This window comes from Microbacterium ginsengisoli (assembly GCF_000956535.1).
Taxonomy (GTDB): domain Bacteria; phylum Actinomycetota; class Actinomycetes; order Actinomycetales; family Microbacteriaceae; genus Microbacterium; species Microbacterium ginsengisoli.
Genome location: NZ_JYIY01000073.1, coordinates 91,555 through 111,352, shown reverse-complemented (window position 1 = coordinate 111,352; position 19,798 = coordinate 91,555). Strand labels below are relative to the sequence as shown.

Here is a 19,798-nt window from a genome sequence, read left to right as displayed (position 1 = left end):
TCATGCGCGGGCAGGAGCCGCCGCCCCGCGGCGTGGGTCTCGGGTCAGGATGCGGCGACGACGACGAAGACCGCGACGGTGAGCACCCAGCCGCCGGCGACCACGGCGGTGTCGAGGCGATGCCAGCGTGCGACCCGCGGCTCGGTGCGAGTCGCGTGGGCGCCGAACGCGCGCGCGTCCATCGCGAGCGCCACGCGTTCCGCGTGGCGGATGGCCCCGGCCAGCAGCGGCACCGCGTAGCCGAATCCCCGCGCGAGCGCGGTGAACGGGCCGGGGGCCGCGGCATCCCTCACCCGGTGCGCGCGCCGGATGACGTCGAGCTCGCGCGCGAACCGGGGCACGAAACGCAGCGCGGCGAGGGCGGCGTAACCGACGCGGTAAGGCACGCGCAGGTGCTGCACGAGCGCCCGCACGAGGTCCGGTCCGTCGGCCGCCGAGCCCGCGGCGAACAGCAGCGCGGTGATGGCCGCCAGCCGCAGTGCCGTGGCCGCCCCGACGGTGAGCGCGCCGACGGTGAGGTCGCGCCCGGCGATGCCCACCGCGACGCGGGTGTCGGCGACCGTGGCGGGGTCGACCCACAGCGCGAACAGCAGCGCGAGCGCGACGATCGCGACCGGCAGCGCCAGCACGAGCAGAGCGAGCACGCGTGCCGACACGCGCGAGACGATCAGCGCGAGCGCCAGCCCGATGCCGAGGAACACCAGCGGCACCACCAGGTCGCGCGTGAACACGAGCCCGATCGAGGCCGGGATCACCGCGGCGAACAGTGTCAGCGGATCGAGTCCGAGACGCGTGCGGATCACCGTCGGTGCCGACGCGTCGATGGGAGTGGCGGTGGTCATCCGGCCACCGTCGTTCCCCGCACGGCGTCGAGGTCGGCGAGCCGCATCACACCCGACAGCGCCGGCTGGCCAGGCAGATCGGCGAACGCGACCCGCAACGGCGGCACCCGTAGCCGCGCACGCCGCACGAGCGGTTCGTCGGCGAACAGCACGGCGGGGGAGGCATCCGCGATCACCCGGCCGCGCTCGATCACGAGCACCCGCTCGGCGTGCTCGGCGACCACCTGCATGTCGTGCGTCACCACGACGACCGTCGTGCCCTGCGCGTGCAGGTCGCCCAGCAGGCGCAGCAGCTCGTCGGCGCGGGCGCGATCCTGCCCGTAGGTCGGCTCGTCGAGCACCAGCACGTCGGCGCCCCCGATGAGCGCGGTCGCGACGGACAGGCGCCGCTTCTGGCCCCCCGACAGCAGAAACGGATGCCGCGTCGCGTGCGCCGTCAGATCGAACCGCTCGAGCATGGCGTCGACCCGCTCGGCGACCTCGGCGGCCGAGCGCCCGCGCAGGCTGTACGCGAGTTCCTCCCGCACCGTCGGTGCCACGAACTGATGCTCGGGGTTCTGGAACACGAAACCGATGCGCCGGGTGGTGCGTCGGCGCGCGACGTCCGCGCCCCGCACGTGGACGGTGCCGCGCGGCGTGCGTCGCACGCCCGCGATCGCCTGCGCGAGCGTCGTCTTGCCGGCGCCGTTGGGGCCGACGATCGCGACGAACTCGCCCGCGGCGATCGTGAGGGAGACGTCGTGCAGCACCTCGTCGCGCCCGTGGCGCAGCGTGAGTCCCGACACTTCGACGGCGTTCGCGGCGGGAGAGGTCCTGGAGGCGTCGGCCGGCGTGCGCGCCGCAGACGACGACGGTGCGTCGGCCGTCGCATCGATCGGCGGGGCCGCCGCGACGGCGGCGCGCAGCTCGGCGGCGGTCAGCGGCATCCGCTCGATCGGAACCCCGGCGCGCTGCAGCCGCAGGGCCGCCAGGGTGACCGCGGGAAGCCAGACACCGAGGGCATCGAGCTCGGCGGCGCGGGCGCGCAGCACGTCGTCGACCGAGCCGTCGGCGACCGTGCGACCGGTGGCATCGAGCACGACCACGCGGTGGGCCACCTCGACCAGCTCGTCGAGATCGTGCTCGATCACGACGATCGCGTGATCGCCGGCCGACGCCAGGTCGCGCAGGGCGGCAAACACCTCGGCGGCGCCGGCCGGATCGAGGTTCGCGGTCGGCTCGTCGAGCACGATCGCGGGGGTGCCCATTGCGAGGGCCGCGGCGATCGCGAGCCGCTGCCGACCGCCTCCGGAGAGGATGTCGGGGTCGTCGTCACGGCGCTCCCACAGGTCGAGTCGCCGCAGGGCCGCCTCGACGCGCGTCGCGATCTCGGCGAGCGGGACGCGCAGGTTCTCGGGGCCGAAGGCGACCTCGTCGCGCACGCGGGCGGTCACGATCTGCGCATCCGGGTCCTGGAAGACCAGGGCGACCCGCGACGACAGCTCGGCGACGGTCGACGCGGATGCCGCGGCATCCCCGATCACGACGTCCCCCGTCACCTCGGCGTCGAGGTGGTGCGGGATGAGTCCGTTGAGGGTGAGCGCGAACGTCGACTTTCCCGACCCGCTCGGCCCGAGCAGCAGCACCACCTCGCCAGGGTGAGCGCTCAAGCTCGCGCCCGCGGGCACCGGCGTGTCGGCGTCGATGTGGCGCACGGCGACGCCGTTCGCGTGGATGACGGGAGCAGGGGACACGAGACCTCGACCGACGGAAGTGAGCATCACCTAACCTACCCGGCTGCCCGCGGGAGGATCCTGTCAGCGACGGGCGGCGACTCCCGCGCTGCGCAGCCGGGCGCCGACGGCGAGACCGACGGCCGTCCACGCGACGGGGCCGAGCACGCTGATCGTGAGGTACGCCGCCTGAACCCACGGCGCGAAGCTCCCGAGGTCGACGATGAGCGCGACGACGACGGCGATGATCGCACCGACGATGACCGCGGACACGAAGAAGCGCCATGGAGCCCACGACCGGTACCGGGTGAGGGCGGCGACGCCCTCCTGGATGCCGCCGATGAGCAGGGCGGTGCCGATGTAGCGACCCGCCCACTGCGGGCTGGTGGCGCTGGCGACGAGCGCCGCGAGCACGTGCGCGAGCAGCGCCACCCAGGGCAGCCGCACGACCTCCTGCGCGATGATGCCGGGCAGCACGTGCACGCCGAGCACCAGGCCGTAGAGCATCGGTGCGGTCGCGATGACGATCGGGGTGATCCATCCGGCGATGCCCCCGAGGAGCCCGGTGGCGACGCCGATCGCGGCGCAGATCAGCAGGACACGGGTGGAGAGGGCGGATGGTCGGGCGGCCACCCGCTCAGCGTAGCGACGCGTTCTCGTGAGAGTTCTCTCATGAACCGTGGATATGTGTTCGTTGAGAATTCGCTGTGAGGTACGTTCGGGCCCACGCGGCCTCCGGGCCGTGGCACGTGTTCCGACATCCCCCCACGAATGGAGCGCAGTACATGGCACACCTCCGCCTGAAAGCTGCGGCGGCCGTCACCCTGGCCGCACTGATCGTCAGCGGCTCGGCCGCGGCGAGCACCGCGGCCGAGCCCGGCCCCGCCGCGCCCACCCCTCTCGATCTGCCCGGCGGCCGCTACATCGTGCTGCTCGACGAGAAGCCCGTCGCCACCTACGAAGGGGGCGAGCCCGGCCTCGCCCCCACCAAGGCGAAGGAGGGCGAACGGCTCGACGCGGCCTCACCGCAGGCGAAGCAGTACTCGCGGTTCCTCCAGAACCGGCAGAAGGATGTCGCCTCCAGCGCCGGAGTGACACCCGACACGACCTACCAGATCACCCTCAACGGCTTCAGCGCGAACCTCAGCGGCGCGCAGGCGTCGAAGCTCAAGGGCACGAAGGGGGTGCTCGGCGTCTACGCCGACGAAGTGCGGCATCCCGATGCCGTCCCGTCGACCCAGTTCCTCGGTCTCGAGGGCGCGGGCGGAGTGTGGGAGGGCGTCGGCGGCATCGACAAGGCCGGCGCGGGCATCGTCGTCGGCGTCGTCGACACCGGCATCTCGCCCGAGAACCCGTCGTTCGCGGGCGACCCGCTGTCGACGACCCCGAGTGACACGCAGCCCTACCTCGCCGCCGGCACCGACGCCGACGGCGCCGCCGTCACGCAGGTGGTCTACAAGAAGTCCGACGGCGGAGAGTTCCGCAGCACGGTCGTCGACAAGCCGGGAGCCGGCAAGGACGCCTGGAGTGCCGCGCAGTACTCGACCAAGCTCGTCGGCGCGCAGTACTTCAGCGAGGGCGCCGCCGCCACCGGGTTCTCGTTCGCCTACGACTACCTGTCGCCGCGCGACGGCGCCGGTCACGGCTCCCACACGGCCTCGACCGCTGCGGGCAACAACGGGGTCGACGCAACCGTGGAGGGCGTCGACTTCGGCGCGATCTCGGGTGTCGCCCCGGCCGCCAAGGTCGCGGCCTACAAGGCCTGCTACGACGGCCCCGATCCGCTCGTCACGACCGACGACATCTGCGCCCTGAGCGACCTGCTCGGCGCGATCGATCAGGCGACGGCCGACGGCGTCGACGTCATCAACTACTCGATCGGCGGCGGGTCGGCGACATCCGTTCTGCAGCCCGATGACATCTCGTTCTACAACGCGGCCGCCGCGGGCGTGTTCGTCTCGGTCAGCGCCGGCAATTCGGGACCGGATGCCTCGACCGCCGACCACGCATCGCCCTGGTACACGACCGTCGCCGCCTCGACCATCCCGACCTGGGAGGGCACCGTCGAACTGCCGAACGGCTTCCAGAAGGCCGGCGCCTCGGTGAGTGTTCCGTTCGGTGAGCGGGTCACCGGCCCCGTCGTCTACTCCGGCGACGTGGCGCTCGCCGGTAACGCCAACGCACCGCTGTGCTACCTCGGCTCGCTCGACCCGGCGAAGGTCGCCGGCAAGATCGTCGTCTGCGACCGCGGTTCGAACGCCCGCGTCGAGAAGTCGCAGGCGGTCAAGGAGGCCGGCGGCATCGGCATGATCCTCGTGAACGTCACGCCGGGCTCGCTCGACAACGACTTCCACAGCGTGCCGACCGTGCACCTCCCCGACACCGATCGCGCGGCTCTGCTCGACTACGTGCGCGGCACGGCGGACGCGACGGCGACCCTGATCGGCGAGAACGTGACCGGCGTCGAGACGCCCACCCCGCAGGTTGCCGGATTCTCGAGCCGTGGCCCGATGCTCGCCGACGGCAGCGACGTCATCAAGCCCGACATCTCGGCGCCCGGCGTCGCGATCCTCGCGGCCACGAACAACGCGCCGGGCGCCGACCCCACGTTCGGCATCCTGTCGGGCACGTCGATGGCGGCGCCCCACATCGCGGGGCTCGCGGCGCTCTACCTCGGTGAGCGACCGAACGCGACGCCCGCCGAGATCAAGTCGGCCATGATGACGACCGCCTACGACACGAAGGATGCCGCGGGCGCCGCGGTGACCGATCCGTTCACGCAGGGCGCCGGCCACGTCGACCCGACCGCGTACTTCTCGCCGAGCCTGCTGTACCTGAACGGACCGGCGGACTGGGCGGCCTACCTGCAGGGCCTCGGGCTGCACGACTTCGGCGTCTCGCCGATCGACGCGAGCGACCTCAACCTCGCCTCCATCGGGATCGGCTCGCTGGCCGGCTCGCAGACGGTGACCCGCACGATCACGGCCACCGAGGACGCCACGTTCACCGCGAACGTCGACCTCCCCGGCTTCGACGTCACGGTCGCGCCGTCGACGGTGAGCCTGAAGGCGGGCGAGAAGGCCGACGTGAAGATCACGGTGACCCGCACGGACGCCCCCGTCGAGAAGTGGACCCACGGGTTCCTGACGTGGACGGGTGGCACGCACGCCGCCCGCTCGCCGATCGCGGTGTACCCGGTCTCGGTCGATGCCCCGGCATCGGTGTCCGGCACAGGAATCTCGGGCACCGCCGACGTGACGGTGACTCCGGCGGTGACCGGCGACCTCGACCTCGGCGTCTCCGGCCTCGCCCCGGCGACTCTGCTGACCGACCCCGACCTGCCCGCCGTGCCCGGTCACTCCGGTGACCAGGACACCTTCTCGGAGGAGGACGGCCAGTACAACGCCTACATGGTGGTGGATGTCCCGCAGGGGTCGACGTATGCCCGGTTCGACGTCGACTCCTCGGATGACACCGGGTCCGACCTCGACCTGACGGTCTACCGGGTGGTGTCGCCGACCGACTGGCGTTATTACGAGAACTGGTCATCGGCGACGTCGTCGGCCGACGAGTCCGTCGCGCTCATCGCGCCGACGGCGGGCACCTACCTCGTGCAGGTCAACCGCTATGCCTTCACGTCGCCGTTCACATGGGACGCGACGGCTGCGGTCGTCGGCGACGGCGCGGGTGTCGGCTCGCTGACCGCTTCGCCGGACCCGCTGCCGACGACGAGCGGGCAGCCCGCGACCTACCGGCTCAGCTGGTCGGGGCTCGACGCGTCCACCCGCTACTTCGGGATCGTGCGCTACGGCGATTCGGCGGCGACGACGGTGCTCACGGTCGACAGCGGTGCGGCCGCTCCGGTCGCCACCGCCCCGCCGACCGTCACGGGCACGCCGAAGGTGGGCAGCATTCTCACCGCGACGGGCGGCACCTGGAATCCCGCGGACGTGACGCTCGCCTATCAGTGGCTGCGCGACGGCTCACCGATCGACGGCGCGACCGGCACGACGTACAAGGTCACCAAGGCCGACGCGGGCACGACGCTGTCGGTCAGGGTGACCGCGACTGCCGCCTCCTCGCCCAACGCCGGCACGGCGGACAGCGCCGGCGTCGTCGTGAAGGCGTCCTCGTCGCTGAGCGTCACCGTGAACCCGTACCTCGGGCGCACGTCGACCACCTTCGTGGTGAACCTCGCGGTGAAGCCGTCCCACGGTCCCGCGGCGACCGGCGCCGTCACGGTGTGGGTCGACGGCCGGACCTACACGGCCGACCTCGCCGACGGGAAGGCGTCGATCACCCTGCCGAAGCAGTCCCGCGGTGTGCACGTGATCGTCGCCCAATACGGCGGCAGTGCGGTGCTCGACGGGTCGTTCGGGGCATCCGGGTTCCTGGTGTTCTGACACCCGACCAGGTGGACGAGGGCGTCTCGGCTCCGGCCGGGGCGCCCTCGGCGCTCGTCAGACCCGGCGGCGCCGGGTGGTGAGCCGAACACCCGGCAGCGGCGGGGCCGGGATCCGCTCATCGCCGTGGTCGACGACGCGGCCGAAGCGCTCGGCCCCCGCCTCCCAGGAGTCCCGGGCGGCGACGATCTCCTCGTGCGTGCGCGCGACGAAGTTCCACCACATCACGATGTCGTCCTCGAACGGCTCGCCACCGAGCAGGAACAGCGTCGCGCCGCCGTCGGTGCTCACCTCGATCTCGTCCCGGTCGGTGCCGAGGTAGATCAGGTCGCCCACCCCGAGCGACGCGGGGGTCGCCGGCGTCGTGTCGGTCTGCACGGCGAGATCGCCGTCGACGGCGAGAACAGCGTGCTCCCACGCGGCATCCACCGGCAACGCGACCCGCGAGCCCGGCGCAAGATGCACCTCGGCGCCCACGAGCGGGCTGTAGGCGGTGGCCGGCGAGGTCACTCCGGCGAAGGACCCCATCACGACCAAGCCGACGGCGGGCTCCCCCACGGTCGCCGCGAGCGTCACTTCGGGTAGTCGGTCGTGACGTTCGAACGCGGCCTCGCCGTGCCGCCGCGCCTCGGGAAGCGCCACCCACAGCTGGAGTGCGTCGAGCGGGATCGGGCCGTCGCCCACCGAGTACTCCGAATGCGCGACGCCGGCGCCCGCGGTCATGAGGTTGAGCTGTCCGCGCGTGATGACCACGTCGCTCGAGACCGAGTCGCGGTGCCGCACGCGGCCCTCGAACGGCCACGTCACGGTCTGCAGCCCGATGTGCGGATGGGGTTCGACGCGCATCGTGGTCGTCTGCGGGCCGAATCGGTCGAGGAAGCACCACGCGCCGACCATCGGCAGATCCCGCTGCGGCAGCGCTCGGGTGACGGTCATGCCGCGCACACCGCCGAGCGGAACATCGCGCGAGCCGAGCACCAGCGCGCGGGGTCCGACGCGTCGGACGGATGCCGCGACATCCGTCTCGTCGTCGGTCATGACCGCACCTCGGGCCATGCGATCACGAGACCGGCGACCTCTGTCCGCTCGAGGTAGCGCACCACGAACGGGCACAGAGGGACGATCGTGGTGCCGCGGGCGGCCTCGTCGGCCAGGGCCGCGCTCACGAGCACCGAGCCGAGTCCCCGACCGCCGAACGCCGGGTCGACCACCGTGTGCGGATAGACCGCGCGGCCGTCGTCGTCGATCTCGAACACCGTGAACCCTGCGATCGCGCCGTCGACGGTGACCTCGTACCGTCCGGCCTCATCGTTGCGCGTCACGGTGATCTGCTCGTCCTGCGGGGGCATGCGGCATCCTCTCGTCGACAGGTCCAACGTAGGCCGCGAGGCTCGTGTTCCGCGACTGCGGCAGACTCGAGGGGTGACCACCCCGCTCGTCGATGCCGCCCGCGCGGCCGCGGGTGACCCCGATCGTCTGTACGACGCGTTCGTCGCATGGGCCGCCGACCGCGGGTTCGCACTCTACCCCGCCCAGGACGAGGCCGTGATCGAGCTCGTCTCCGGAGCGAACGTCGTACTCGCGACCCCGACCGGCACGGGGAAGTCGCTCGTCGCGGTCGCCGCCCACGCGGCATCCCTCTCCCGCGGGGAGCGCACCTACTACACGGCGCCCATCAAGGCCCTCGTGAGCGAGAAGTTCTTCGCGCTCGTCGAGATCTTCGGGCCCGAGCACGTCGGCATGGTCACGGGCGACTCGTCGGTGAACCCGGATGCGCCGATCGTCTGCTGCACGGCGGAGATCCTCGCGAACCTCGCCCTCCGCGAGGGGGCCGCCGCCGATGTCGGCCAGGTCGTGATGGACGAGTTCCACTTCTACGGCGACCCCGACCGCGGGTGGGCGTGGCAGGTGCCGCTGCTTCTGCTGCCGCGGGCGCAGTTCCTGCTGATGTCGGCGACCCTCGGCGACGTGACGGCGATCGCCGACGACCTCACCCGACGCACCGGCCGGGTGACGACAGAGGTGACCGGGATAACCCGTCCCGTGCCGCTGCACTTCTCGTACGCCCGCACGCCCGTGCAGGAGGTCGTGCAGGGGCTTCTCGACGAGGCCGAGACGCCGGTGTACATCGTGCACTTCTCGCAGGCGCAGGCGATGGAGCGCGCGCAGGCGCTCGCGAGCATCAAGGTCGCGAGCCGCGAGCACCGCGACCGCATCGCGGAGGCGATCGGCGGCTTCCGGTTCACGACGGCCTTCGGGCGCACCCTGTCGCGTCTCGTCCGCGCGGGTATCGGCGTGCACCACGCCGGCATGCTGCCGCGGTATCGGCGGCTCGTCGAGACACTCGCCCAGCGGGGACTCCTGCGGGTGATCTGCGGCACCGACACCCTGGGTGTGGGTATCAACGTGCCCATCCGCACGGTGCTGATCACCGCGCTCTCGAAGTACGACGGCACGCGGATGCGGCAGCTCACCGCCCGGGAGTTCCACCAGGTCGCCGGGCGCGCGGGCCGGGCCGGCTTCGACCCGTACGGCAACGTCGTCGTGATGGCACCCGAGCACGAGATCGAGAACACCGAGGCGGCCCGCAAGGCGGGTGACGACCCGGCGAAGCTGCGCAAGATCGTGCGCAAGAAGCCCGCGGCGGGCTTCGTCTCGTGGAGCGAGACCTCCTTCGAGCGCATCCGGGATGCCGCGCCCGAGGCGCTCGTGCCGCAGCTGCAGCTGACGGCGGCGATGCTCATCAACGTGATCGCGCGGGGTGGCGACGTGTTCGCCGACGTGCGCTCGCTCGTCTTCGACAACCATGAGCCCCAGCCGCGCCGGTACGAACTCGCCCGCCGTGCCCTCGCGATCTTCCGCACGCTGCGGCAGGCCGGCATCGTCGAGGTGACGGGGGAGGGGGACATCCGACTCACGGTCGACCTGCAGCCGAACTTCGCCCTGAACCAGCCGCTCTCGCCTTTCGCGCTCGCCGCCATCGATCTGCTCGACCCGTCGGACGCCCCCGGCGGCGCCGGCACCGGGCACTACGCGCTCGACGTCGTGAGCGTGATCGAGGCGACGCTCGACGACCCGCGTGCGGTCCTCGGCCAGCAGGAGTTCCGGGCGCGCGGCGAGGCGGTCGCGGCGATGAAGCGCGACGGTCTCGACTACGACGAGCGCATGGCGGCGCTCGAGGAGATCACCTACCCGAAGCCGCTCGCCGAGCTGCTCGCCCAGTCGTTCGAGGTCTTCGCGTCGAGCCAGCCGTGGGTGCGTGACTTCGAGCTGCGTCCGAAGGCCGTCGTGCGCGACATGTACGAGCGGGCGTTCTCGTTCGCCGAGTTCGTGTCGTGGTACCAGCTCGGCCGCAGCGAGGGACTCGTGCTGCGCTACCTCAGCGACGCGTACCGGGCGATCCGCCAGACTGTTCCGGCCGACGCGCGCACCGAGCAGCTGCTCGACGTGATCGCGTGGCTCGGCGAGCTCGTGCGACAGGTCGACTCGAGCCTCGTCGACGAGTGGGAGCAGCTCGTGAACCCGACGGGCGATCCGGATGCCCCGGTGGTGCCGCCCGCGCCCCCGTCGGTCGTCGCCAACAGGCGCGCGTTCACCGTGCTGGTGCGCAACGAGCTGTTCCGTCGGGTGCAGCTGGCCGCGCTCGAGCGCGACGACGAGCTCGCGGAGCTCGATCCGGATGTCGACTGGCCCGCCTTCCTCGACCGGTACTTCGCCGAGCACGACGACATCCCCACCGGCGGCGCGGCCCGCGCGCCCGTCTACTGCGCGATCGACGAGTCGGATTCCGCGAACGGAATATGGCGGGTCGAGCAGACGATCGACGACCCCGCCGGCGACCACGATTGGCGCATCCGTGGGGAAGTCGACCTCGCGGCATCCGTCGACGAGGGTGCTGCCGTCGTGAGGGTCACCGAGCTGCTGCGGCTCTAGCACGCCGGCGATGCCGCCCCGGGGCTTCCGCGCGTACGGCGCGCGCGGGACGATGGAGGCATGGGGACGAGAAGGATGACCACGGTCGCCATCGCGCTGATCGGCGTGCTCGCGCTGGCCGGATGCGGCGGGCTGCACGAGAAGGGCGGCGAGTCCGCGTCACCGACGCCGACGCGCACCGCGCCGGCGCCGACCCCCACGCCGACCCCGACCGTCGATCCGATCGCGGGGATGACGCTGGCGCAGAAGGTCGGCCAGCTCTTCATGGCGGGAACCGCGGCGACAGCGGCCGACCCCGCCCTGGTCGCCGATGTCGAGCGAGGCGAGCTCGGCGGGATCTTCCTGCACGGCCGGTCATCCGCGGGTGTGCAGGCGACCGCGACGGTCGTCGCGGCATTCACCTCGCGCCTTCCCGCCGGCTCGCCACGTCTGTGGGTCGCGACCGACCAGGAGGGCGGTGACGTCCAGGTGCTCTCCGGTCCCGGGTTCGACCGCATCCCGACGGCACTGACCCAGGCCCAGCAGGGTGCTCAGCTGCGGGCATCGGCCACGGACTGGGGCAGGGAACTCGCGGCCGCCGGCGTGAATGTCAACCTCGCTCCGGTCGCCGACATCGTGACGAGCCCGCAGACGGCGCCCTCGAACTCGCCGATCGGCGCCATGTCGCGTCAGTACGGCTACAGCGAGTCGGCGGTCGCCGCGGGGGCGGGTGCGTTCGCCGCGGGTATGCGGGCGGCGGGCGTGCTGCCCACGTTCAAGCACTTCCCCGGCCTGGGCCACGTGGGGCCGAACACGGACACCTCCTCGGGGGTGACCGACACGGTCGTCGGGCCCACCTCGCCGGACGTCGACGTCTATCGCGGCCTGACCGCCGCCGGCCCGTCCCTCGTGATGGTGTCGACGGCGATCTACCAGCGCATCGACCCATCGGCGCCGGCGGCGTTCTCACCGGCCGTGCTCTCCCTCCTGCGCACCCAGGTGGGGTTCGATGGAGTCGTCATCACCGACGACCTCTCGGCCGCCGCACAGGTGCAGGCGTGGAGCCCGGGGGATCGCGCCGTGCTCGCGATCGCCGCGGGCGTCGACATCGTGCTCGTCTCGAGCAATCCGTCGGTGCTTCCCGCGATGGTGCAGGCCGTGACCGCGAAGGCGCAGGCCGACCCGGGCTTCGCCCAGGTGGTGGATGCCGCGGCTCGGCGTGTGGTCGAGGCGAAGGCCGCGACGCGCTGACGCGACCGGGCGACGACGCGCTGACTCCGTGACGTCGCGCGCGCTCCGCACGCCGGGGCCTGCGGCGGGAGCACTGCTCGACCGTCGAGCCGCGGCATCCCGTCGCTCGGAAAGTCCGGCTTGACATCGATGCCCGGTGTCGGTGAATATTGCTCTCGCGACAATGGTCAGACCAACTGACCAACAAACCAAAGGTGGATGCGTCGCACTCCACGGAGACAAGGAAGTGGGTTCCGTGAACCTCTACTCGCTGATGCAGGCGCGCACCGCCGCCTTCGGCCCCATCCGGGTCGGCGTGATCGGTGCCGGCAAGTTCTCGTCGATGTTCCTCACGCAGGCGAACAAGGCGGCCAACATCCACGTGGTCGGTGTCGCCGACATCAACGTGCCCAAGGCCAAGGCCGCGCTCGCGCGCACCGGCTGGGCGCCCGAGCGCTACTCGGCGGCGACGCTGGATGAGGCCGTGCGCACCGGCGGCACCGCCGTCATCGACAGCGCCGACACGCTCATCACCCACCCGGCCGTCGAGGTCATTCTCGAGATCACCGGCAACCCGCTCTACGGCACCTACCACGCGGTCACCGCCATCGACAACGGCAAGCACGTGATCATGGTCAACGTCGAGGCGGACTGCATGGTCGGGCCGCTCCTGCAGCGTCGCGCACAGGCCGCGGGCGTCGTGTACTCGATGGCCTACGGCGACCAGCCGGCCCTCATCTGCGAGCTCGTCGACTGGTGCCGCACCGTCGGCTTCGACGTCGTCGCGGCGGGCAAGGGCACGAAGTACCTGCCCGAGTACAACTACTCGACGCCCGACACGGTGTGGAACTACTACGGCTTCACCGACGAGCAGCTCGCTTCGGGCGACTACAACCCGCAGATGTTCAACTCCTTCCTCGACGGCACCAAGTCCGCGATCGAGATGGCCGCCGTCGCCAACGGCACGGGACTGCTGCCCCAGGAGGAGGGCCTCCTCTTCCCCGCGGCCTCCAAGGACGACCTGCCCACCGTGTTCCGCGAGAACACGTACCCGGGGGGCAGCCTGACCCGCCGCCGCACCGTCGAGATCGCCTCGAGCATGTACCGCGACGGCACCGAGGTGCCCGACAACCTGCGCTGGGGCGTCTACGTCACCTTCGAGGCCATCAGCGACTACGGCGTGCAGTGCTTCGCCGAGTACGGTGTGCACACCGACGCGACCGGTCGCTACGCCTCGCTCTACCGGCCGTACCACATGATCGGTCTCGAGCTCGGTGTCAGCATCGCGTCGGCCGTCGTGCGCGGCGAGGCCACCGGCTCGCCGACCGGCTTCCGCGGCGACGTCGTCACGACCGCCAAGAAGGACCTCCGCGCCGGCGACCGTCTCGACGGCGAGGGTGGCTTCACCGTCTTCGGCAAGCTCGCGCCGGCGGCCACGTCGCTCGCCAAGAACGCGCTGCCGCTCGGCCTCGCGCACGGGGCGAAGCTCATCCGCGACGTGCCGAAGGACCAGACGGTCTCGTGGGACGACGTCGAGCTCGACGAGTCGCAGTTCGCCGTCCGCATCCGCCGGGAGCTCGAGGCGGAGTTCCGCGCCGAGCACGCCGCACAGGTCGTCTGAGCGAACGTCTGACCATCCGACCATGACGGCTACGCTGGGGCCACGCGCCCCGAGAATCGTCGGGCGCCGCGACCAGAAGGAGTCTCTCCGTGGCGAGCGCCGATGCGTGGCAACCGGTTCAGCGGGTGCGCACCTACGAACAGGTGATGCAGCAGATCGAGGAACGCATCCTCGACGGCCGCTTGAAAGCCGGGGACAGACTGCCGAGCGAGCGCGATCTGGCCGCCTCGCTCGGCGTCTCCCGCCCGTCGCTGCGCGAAGCGCTGCGCGTGCTGGAGGCACTGGGCATCGTGGACATCCGGCCGGGCGGCGGCCCGGAGGGTGGAGCGGTGCTCGTGGGCACGCCGGGTCCGGGCTTCGTCAATCTGCTGAAACTGCAGTTGGCGCTCGGTCACTTCCATGCCAACGACGTCCTCGAAGGGCGCATCGCCCTCGAGCAGTGGTCCTGTTCGGAGGCCGCCTATAGGTCCGACGAAGCCGACCACATCGAGCTGTCCGCCCTTCTCGACGAGATGGAGGACCCCTCGATCAGCACCCGTGAATTCAACAGACTCGACGCGGCCTTCCACGTCCGGATCGCCGAGTCGACAGGGAACGCCCTCATCGCGCATCTGATGGGTTCCCTGCGAACGGCCATCAACCGCCAGATGATCGACGCCTACGCGGCGCTCGACGACTGGCGTGAGACGGCCAAGACCGTGCGACACGAGCACCGCGACATCCTCGACGCGATCGAGAAGAAGGATGCCGCGCTCGCCGCACAGCGTGTGCGCGACCACATCACCTCGTTCTATGCCAAAGGCAACCTCGGGGGGATCACCACCTGACGATGCAGTCCGCTCGTCTCGGGCGGACCCTCAGGATGGCCGCGGCGACCATCTCGACATCAAAGGAGATCGTCACAATGACCGTCACGACCGACCGACCCGTCGCCTCTCAGGCGAAGTACGGGTCACCGGACAAGCTCAAGACCGCCATCGGTTCCACCGTCGGAACCACCATCGAGAACTACGACTTCCTCGCCTACGGCACCGCGGCCGCGCTGTACTTCGGCCCGCTGTTCTTCCCCGGCGAGGACCCGGTGGTCGGGGTGCTCCTCGGCTTCCTCACTTTCGGCATCGGCTTCGCGATGCGCCCGCTGGGCGGCATCATCGGCGGGTACCTGGGTGACAAGTACGGCCGCAAGCCCGTGCTCGTGGGCGCCCTCATGATCATGGGTGTCGCCACGGTGGCCATCGGCATCCTGCCCGTCTATCAGCAGGTGGGTCTGCTGGCCCCGCTCCTGCTCACCCTCATCCGCATCGTTCAGGGCCTCGCCTTCGGCGCCGAGTGGGGCGGTGCTGTGCTCATGACGTTCGAGCACGCGCCGTGGAAGAGCCGTGGCAAGTGGGCGGCGATTCCGCAGCTCGGTGTGCCGCTGGGTGTGTTCCTCGCCAACGTCGCGTTCCTTCTCACCGGCAACCTGGGTGACGAGTGGTCGTGGCGCCTGCCGTTCCTCTTCAGCGCGATCCTGATCATCGCGGGCCTCATCATCCGCTTCAAGGTCGCCGAGTCGCCCGAGTTCGAAGAGGCGAAGGCGACCGGACAGCTCGAGAAGAACCCCCTGTGGACGGTCATCCGCGACGACTGGCGCACGGTGCTGCGCGTGATCGCGCTGCGCCTGGCCGAGACCGGCGGCTTCTACGTCGTCGTGACCTACCTGATCTCGTACCTCACGACCTCGCACCACGCCGACCGTGGCACCGCGCTGACGGGCCTCATCATCGCGACGGCGATCGGTGCGGTCTCGACCGTGCTGTGGGGCGCCTTGAGCGACCGCACCGGCCGGCGCTCCCTCTACATCGTGGGATCGGTGCTGACGATCGCGTTCGGCTTCCCGATGTTCCTGCTCGCGAACACCGGAATCCCGGCGCTCATCGTGCTGGTGTACATCATCGGTCTGCCGATCATCCACGACATGCTCGCCGGCGTGCAGGGCGCCTACTTCAGCGAGCTGTTCAAGACCGGCACGCGCACCTCGGGCGCCTCGCTCGGCTACCAGTTCTCGGCGGCGATCTCGGGCTTCATCCCGTTCATCGCGGCGGCGGTCGCCGTCGGCCTCGGCTGGGGCGGTGTCGCGTGGATCTACGTCGCCGTCGGCGTCATCGGTCTGGTCGGTGCGCTGCTCACCCGTGAGACCTGGGGCCGCCGCGAGCGCGCCGAGGTCGACCGCATCATCGCGGCCGCGGAGTAACCCCCTCGCGGGCGGCGGCGTCCTGCCGCCGCCCGCTTCCCTCTTCCAGGAGTCACAGTGAAGACGATCATCCTCGACGACGATCCCACCGGCACGCAGTCGGCGACCGGGGCGCTCGTGCTGCTCCAGCTCGACCGTGAGGCCCTCGGCCGTGCGCTGGCCGAGCGCGACAGCGTGTACGTGCAGACCAACTCGCGCGCGCTCGACGAGGCGGCCGCGGTCGCGCTCGTGCAGCGCATCCGCGGCCTCGCGCTCGACGTGGCGGCCGAGCTCGGTGACGAGGTGCGCTTCGTGCTGCGCGGCGACTCGACCCTGCGCGGCCACGTGTTCGCCGAGACGGCCGAGCTGCTGGCGGACGACGATGTGATCGTGTTCGCGCCCGCGTTCCCCGAGGGGGGCCGCACGACGCGCGGCGGCGTGCACTACGTGCGCATCGACGGGGTTGACGTGCCCGCGCACGAGACCGAGTACGCCGATGACCCGGTGTTCCCGTTCCGCACCGCGGTGATGGTCGACTATGTCCGGGAGGCCTCGGGCCGTCGCGCGGTGTCGGTGCCCCTCGAGTCGGTGCGCTCCGGAGGCCTGGTGCAGGTCATCCTGGATGCCGCGCCGGGCACGGTCATCGTTCCCGACGCGGTGGATGCCGCGGACATCGCGGCGATCGCGGCGGCCCTGGACGCCGCGTGGGCGGCGGGTGCGGGCGTCGTCGTGCGCTCCGCCTCGCCCCTCGCCGCGGCGATCGCCGATGTGTCCAGCGTCGGCCTCCTCCCGTCGCCGCTCGTCGCAGATCCGCGCCGCGTGCTGCTCGCGTGCGGCTCCCACACCCACGGCGCGACCCGACAGCTCGCCCTCGTCGAGGAGCGTTGGGGCGACCCGACGGTGCTCGACACGGCGGCGGCCCTTGCCGACCCGGTCGCCGAGGGGCATCGCGCGGCATCCGTCGAACGCGAGCGGCTGGCCGGAGCGGGCTTCGGCTATGTCACCACGGCCCGCGAGCGCTCGGCGTCCCACGGCACGCTCGCGCACGGCGAGAGCGTCATGACCGCGCTGACGACGGCCGTCGCCGATCTGCTCGGCGATGCCGACGTCGTCGTCGCGAAGGGCGGCATCACCTCTGCCGAGGTCGCCTCGAGCGGCATCGGCGCGACATCCGCTCTCGTTCTCGGCCAGGTGCTCCCCGGAGTCTCGGTGTGGCAGGTGACGGGCCGCGACGGCCGCGACCGCCTTTACGTCGTCGTGCCGGGCAACGTCGGCGGGCCGGAGACCCTCATCGACGTGCTGCGTGCCGTCGGCGCCCCCGAGACGGAGGTCGTGCGATGAGCGCTGCTCCGGTCGTCGTCACCGCCGTCTTCCACCCCCGCGAGGGCGCGACGCAGCAGCTCGTGGAGGCCATGGCCGCGGGCATCGCCCTCACCCACGCCGAGAGCGGATGCCTCCTCTACGCCATCCACGACGCGGCGGACGGCACGATCACCATGCTCGAGAAGTGGGCGAGCGCGGCCGACCTCGAGGCCCATGCGACGGGTGCGGCGATCGCGCGTCTGAACGCCGACATCGCCGAGCACCTCGCGGCGCCCGTCGTCGTGACCGTCATGACCCCGATCCCCGCCGGGGACGCCGAGCGCGGACTCCTCCACGGCGCGGGGGAGTAGCCGGTCGTCCCCGCAGGGCGGGGCCGGCCTCCGGGCGTCCGGCGTCCTCGTTACCCTGGAGGGGTGAGCACGCCCGCCCCCGCCTTCGACGAGTACGACGGGCTCGAGCCGCTCGATGACTGGGCGCCGCCGCCGGAGGACTGGGCGCCGCCGCCCGACGTGCTCGATGCGCCGGCATCGGCACCCGTCGGCGAGATGACGGATGCCGCGGCATCCGCGCCCCGGCGCAGCTTCGACGGCGCCGACCCGCTCACGGTGCTGCACGAGGTCTACGGCTACGGCGCGTTCCGCGGCGACCAGGCCGACATCGTCGCCCATGTCGTCGCGGGCGGCGACGCGATCGTGCTCATGCCGACCGGCGGCGGGAAGAGCGTGACCTACCAGGTTCCGGCGCTCGTGCGTCCGGGCACGGGGCTCGTCGTGAGCCCGCTCATCGCCCTCATGCACGACCAGGTCGAGGCGCTGCGTGCCAACGGCGTGCGAGCCGAGTACCTCAACTCCACCCTCAGCGGTCCCGAGCGTGCCCGTGTCGAGCGCGAGTACCTCGCGGGCGAGCTCGACCTGCTCTACGTCGCGCCCGAGCGGCTGAACGTGCCCGACACGCGCGCGCTCCTGCGGCGCGGCTCGCTGAGCGTGATCGCGATCGACGAGGCCCACTGCGTCTCGCAGTGGGGTCACGACTTCCGTCCCGACTACCTGGTGCTCGGCGACCTCGTCGACGACTTCCCCGGAGTGCCGCGCATGGCGCTCACGGCCACCGCGACCCGCGAGACGCACGCCGAGATCGGGCGTCGCCTGCGTCTCGACGACGCGCGTCACTTCGTGGCCAGCTTCGACCGGCCGAACATCCAGTACCGCATCGAGCCGAAGACCGACGCGCGTCGTCAGCTGCTCGGCTTCATCCGCTCGCAGCCCGAGGGCTCGGCCGGCATCGTCTACGCGCTCAGTCGAAAGAGCGTCGAGCAGATCGCCGAGTACCTGCGCGGTCAGGGTCTCGATGCGCTCCCCTATCACGCGGGTCTCGACGTCTCGGTGCGGGCGGCGAACCAGTCCCGGTTCCTGCGCGACGAGGGCGTCGTGATGGTCGCGACGATCGCTTTCGGCATGGGAATCGACAAGCCCGACGTGCGGTTCGTCGCCCACGTCGACCTGCCCAAATCGGTCGAGGGCTACTACCAGGAGACCGGTCGCGCGGGCCGTGACGGCGAGGCATCCGTCGCCTGGATGGCCTACGGGCTCGCCGACGTCGTGCAGCAGCGGCGGCTGATCGAGCAGTCCGAGGGCGACCTGGCACATCGACGTCGCCTGCAGCAGCACCTCGACGCCATGCTGGCCCTGTGCGAGACGGTCGGATGCCGCCGCCAGAACCTGCTCGGCTACTTCGGCGAGACCTCGGCGCCGTGCGGAAACTGCGACACCTGCCTCACCCCGCCCGACACGTTCGACGGCCTCGTGCCCGCACAGAAGCTGCTGTCGACCATCGTGCGGCTGCAGCGCGAGCGCGGGCAGGCGTACGGCGCCGGGCAGCTGATCGACATCCTGCGCGGCGCCCGCACCGCGCGCATCACCCAGCTGCGGCACGACGAGCTCGCGACGTTCGGCATCGGCAGCGATCTCTCCGACCAGGACTGGCGCAGCGTCGTACGGCAGCTGCTCGCCCGCGAGGTGCTGATCGCCCAGGGCGAGTACGGTACGCTCGGGCTCGGCGAGGCGGCCGGCGGTGTGCTGCGCGGCGAGACTCCCGTGCCGCTGCGGCGGGATGTGCTCGGCCGCGCGGGCGGGTCGACGCGGGTGCGGAAGGCCGCGGCATCCGACGCCCTCGACGCATCCGATCGGCCGCTGTTCGAGGCGCTGAGGGAGTGGCGTGCCCAGACCGCGCGCGAGCAGGGGGTGCCCGCGTACGTCGTGTTCGGCGACGCGACCCTGCGTGCCCTCGCCGAGCACCGGCCGGCCGCCGCCGACGAGCTCGACGGCATCACGGGCATCGGGGCGAAGAAGCGCGAGGCCTACGGCGACGCCGTGCTCGCGGTCGTCGCCGCGCACGGCGGCTGACGCGCGGCGCCGGACAAGCAGCGCCGGACCCCTGGCTCGACTGCAGCGCCGGACCCCTGACCCGACCGCGCCGCCCCGCTGTCGGCGCCGCACAACCCGGCGCGCCGACGGTGCCCGGCGCGACTGTAGGAATCCCACCAT

Annotated in this window: 14 protein-coding genes; 9 read left to right on the top strand and 5 right to left on the bottom strand. The window is 71.6% G+C overall.

Annotation, left to right across the window (positions count from 1 at the left end):
- Positions 1–44: 44 nt before the first annotated feature.
- From RR49_RS07965 to RR49_RS07955, 3 genes are read right to left on the bottom strand one after another with little or no spacing between them, the layout of a single operon-like run.
- Positions 45–842, bottom strand: a complete 798-nt coding sequence (locus RR49_RS07965; protein ID WP_045247534.1) for an energy-coupling factor transporter transmembrane component T family protein — start codon at positions 840–842, stop codon at positions 45–47.
- Positions 839–2,602: an ABC transporter ATP-binding protein gene (locus tag RR49_RS07960; protein ID WP_045247533.1), complete on the bottom strand. Its 1,764-nt coding sequence runs from the start codon at positions 2,600–2,602 to the stop codon at positions 839–841. The genes RR49_RS07965 and RR49_RS07960 overlap by 4 nt, the downstream gene beginning before the upstream one ends.
- Before the next feature lie 36 nt (positions 2,603–2,638).
- Entirely contained in the window at positions 2,639–3,187 is a 549-nt protein-coding gene (locus RR49_RS07955) for an ECF transporter S component (protein WP_045247532.1), read from the bottom strand.
- Positions 3,188–3,339: 152 nt separating this feature from the next.
- On the opposite strand from RR49_RS07955, the gene RR49_RS07950 reads away from it, so the two are divergent.
- Positions 3,340–6,957 carry a S8 family serine peptidase gene (locus RR49_RS07950; RefSeq protein WP_045247531.1) on the top strand — a complete coding sequence of 1,206 codons (3,618 nt, stop codon included), beginning with the start codon at positions 3,340–3,342 and terminating at the stop codon, positions 6,955–6,957.
- A gap of 57 nt (positions 6,958–7,014) precedes the next feature.
- Here RR49_RS07950 and RR49_RS07945 read toward each other — a convergent pair whose 3' ends face one another.
- Together RR49_RS07945 and RR49_RS07940 are read right to left on the bottom strand one after the other, a co-directional pair.
- Positions 7,015–7,995 (bottom strand): pirin family protein, encoded by a 981-nt coding sequence (locus RR49_RS07945; protein ID WP_045247530.1) that lies wholly within the window; start codon positions 7,993–7,995, stop codon positions 7,015–7,017.
- Positions 7,992–8,306: a GNAT family N-acetyltransferase gene (locus RR49_RS07940; RefSeq protein WP_045247529.1), complete on the bottom strand. Its 315-nt coding sequence runs from the start codon at positions 8,304–8,306 to the stop codon at positions 7,992–7,994. The genes RR49_RS07945 and RR49_RS07940 overlap by 4 nt, the downstream gene beginning before the upstream one ends.
- A gap of 73 nt (positions 8,307–8,379) precedes the next feature.
- On the opposite strand from RR49_RS07940, the gene RR49_RS07935 reads away from it, so the two are divergent.
- The 8 genes from RR49_RS07935 (at position 8,380) to recQ (ending at position 19,657) form a co-directional block, all read left to right on the top strand.
- Positions 8,380–10,890 (top strand): DEAD/DEAH box helicase, encoded by a 2,511-nt coding sequence (locus RR49_RS07935; protein ID WP_045247528.1) that lies wholly within the window; start codon positions 8,380–8,382, stop codon positions 10,888–10,890.
- A gap of 75 nt (positions 10,891–10,965) precedes the next feature.
- Positions 10,966–12,120 (top strand): glycoside hydrolase family 3 N-terminal domain-containing protein, encoded by a 1,155-nt coding sequence (locus tag RR49_RS07930; RefSeq protein ID WP_048809086.1) that lies wholly within the window; start codon positions 10,966–10,968, stop codon positions 12,118–12,120.
- A gap of 226 nt (positions 12,121–12,346) precedes the next feature.
- Positions 12,347–13,720: an NAD(P)H-dependent oxidoreductase gene (locus RR49_RS07925; protein ID WP_245610971.1), complete on the top strand. Its 1,374-nt coding sequence runs from the start codon at positions 12,347–12,349 to the stop codon at positions 13,718–13,720.
- A gap of 89 nt (positions 13,721–13,809) precedes the next feature.
- Positions 13,810–14,547 (top strand): FadR/GntR family transcriptional regulator, encoded by a 738-nt coding sequence (locus RR49_RS07920; RefSeq protein WP_045247526.1) that lies wholly within the window; start codon positions 13,810–13,812, stop codon positions 14,545–14,547.
- Between the two features lie 77 nt (positions 14,548–14,624).
- Positions 14,625–15,953, top strand: coding sequence for an MFS transporter (locus RR49_RS07915; protein WP_045247576.1), 1,329 nt, complete (start codon positions 14,625–14,627; stop codon positions 15,951–15,953).
- Between the two features lie 57 nt (positions 15,954–16,010).
- Complete coding sequence (locus tag RR49_RS07910) at positions 16,011–17,273, top strand: four-carbon acid sugar kinase family protein (protein WP_045247525.1); 1,263 nt, start codon at positions 16,011–16,013, stop codon at positions 17,271–17,273.
- Positions 17,270–17,605: a putative quinol monooxygenase gene (locus tag RR49_RS07905; RefSeq protein WP_045247524.1), complete on the top strand. Its 336-nt coding sequence runs from the start codon at positions 17,270–17,272 to the stop codon at positions 17,603–17,605. The genes RR49_RS07910 and RR49_RS07905 overlap by 4 nt, the downstream gene beginning before the upstream one ends.
- Before the next feature lie 195 nt (positions 17,606–17,800).
- Positions 17,801–19,657 carry a DNA helicase RecQ gene (recQ, locus tag RR49_RS07900; protein ID WP_084603849.1) on the top strand — a complete coding sequence of 619 codons (1,857 nt, stop codon included), beginning with the start codon at positions 17,801–17,803 and terminating at the stop codon, positions 19,655–19,657.
- The last annotated feature ends 141 nt before the right edge of the window (positions 19,658–19,798 follow it).

Coding starts and splice junctions, on each gene's coding strand:
- RR49_RS07965 (WP_045247534.1), bottom strand. CDS start 842: ATGACCACCGCCACTCCCATCGACGCGTCGGCACCGACGGTGATCCGC.
- RR49_RS07960 (WP_045247533.1), bottom strand. CDS start 2,602: ATGCTCACTTCCGTCGGTCGAGGTCTCGTGTCCCCTGCTCCCGTCATC.
- RR49_RS07950 (WP_045247531.1), top strand. CDS start 3,340: ATGGCACACCTCCGCCTGAAAGCTGCGGCGGCCGTCACCCTGGCCGCA.
- RR49_RS07945 (WP_045247530.1), bottom strand. CDS start 7,995: ATGACCGACGACGAGACGGATGTCGCGGCATCCGTCCGACGCGTCGGA.
- RR49_RS07940 (WP_045247529.1), bottom strand. CDS start 8,306: ATGCCCCCGCAGGACGAGCAGATCACCGTGACGCGCAACGATGAGGCC.
- RR49_RS07930 (WP_048809086.1), top strand. CDS start 10,966: ATGACCACGGTCGCCATCGCGCTGATCGGCGTGCTCGCGCTGGCCGGA.
- RR49_RS07915 (WP_045247576.1), top strand. CDS start 14,625: ATGACCGTCACGACCGACCGACCCGTCGCCTCTCAGGCGAAGTACGGG.
- RR49_RS07905 (WP_045247524.1), top strand. CDS start 17,270: ATGAGCGCTGCTCCGGTCGTCGTCACCGCCGTCTTCCACCCCCGCGAG.
- recQ (WP_084603849.1), top strand. CDS start 17,801: ATGACGGATGCCGCGGCATCCGCGCCCCGGCGCAGCTTCGACGGCGCC.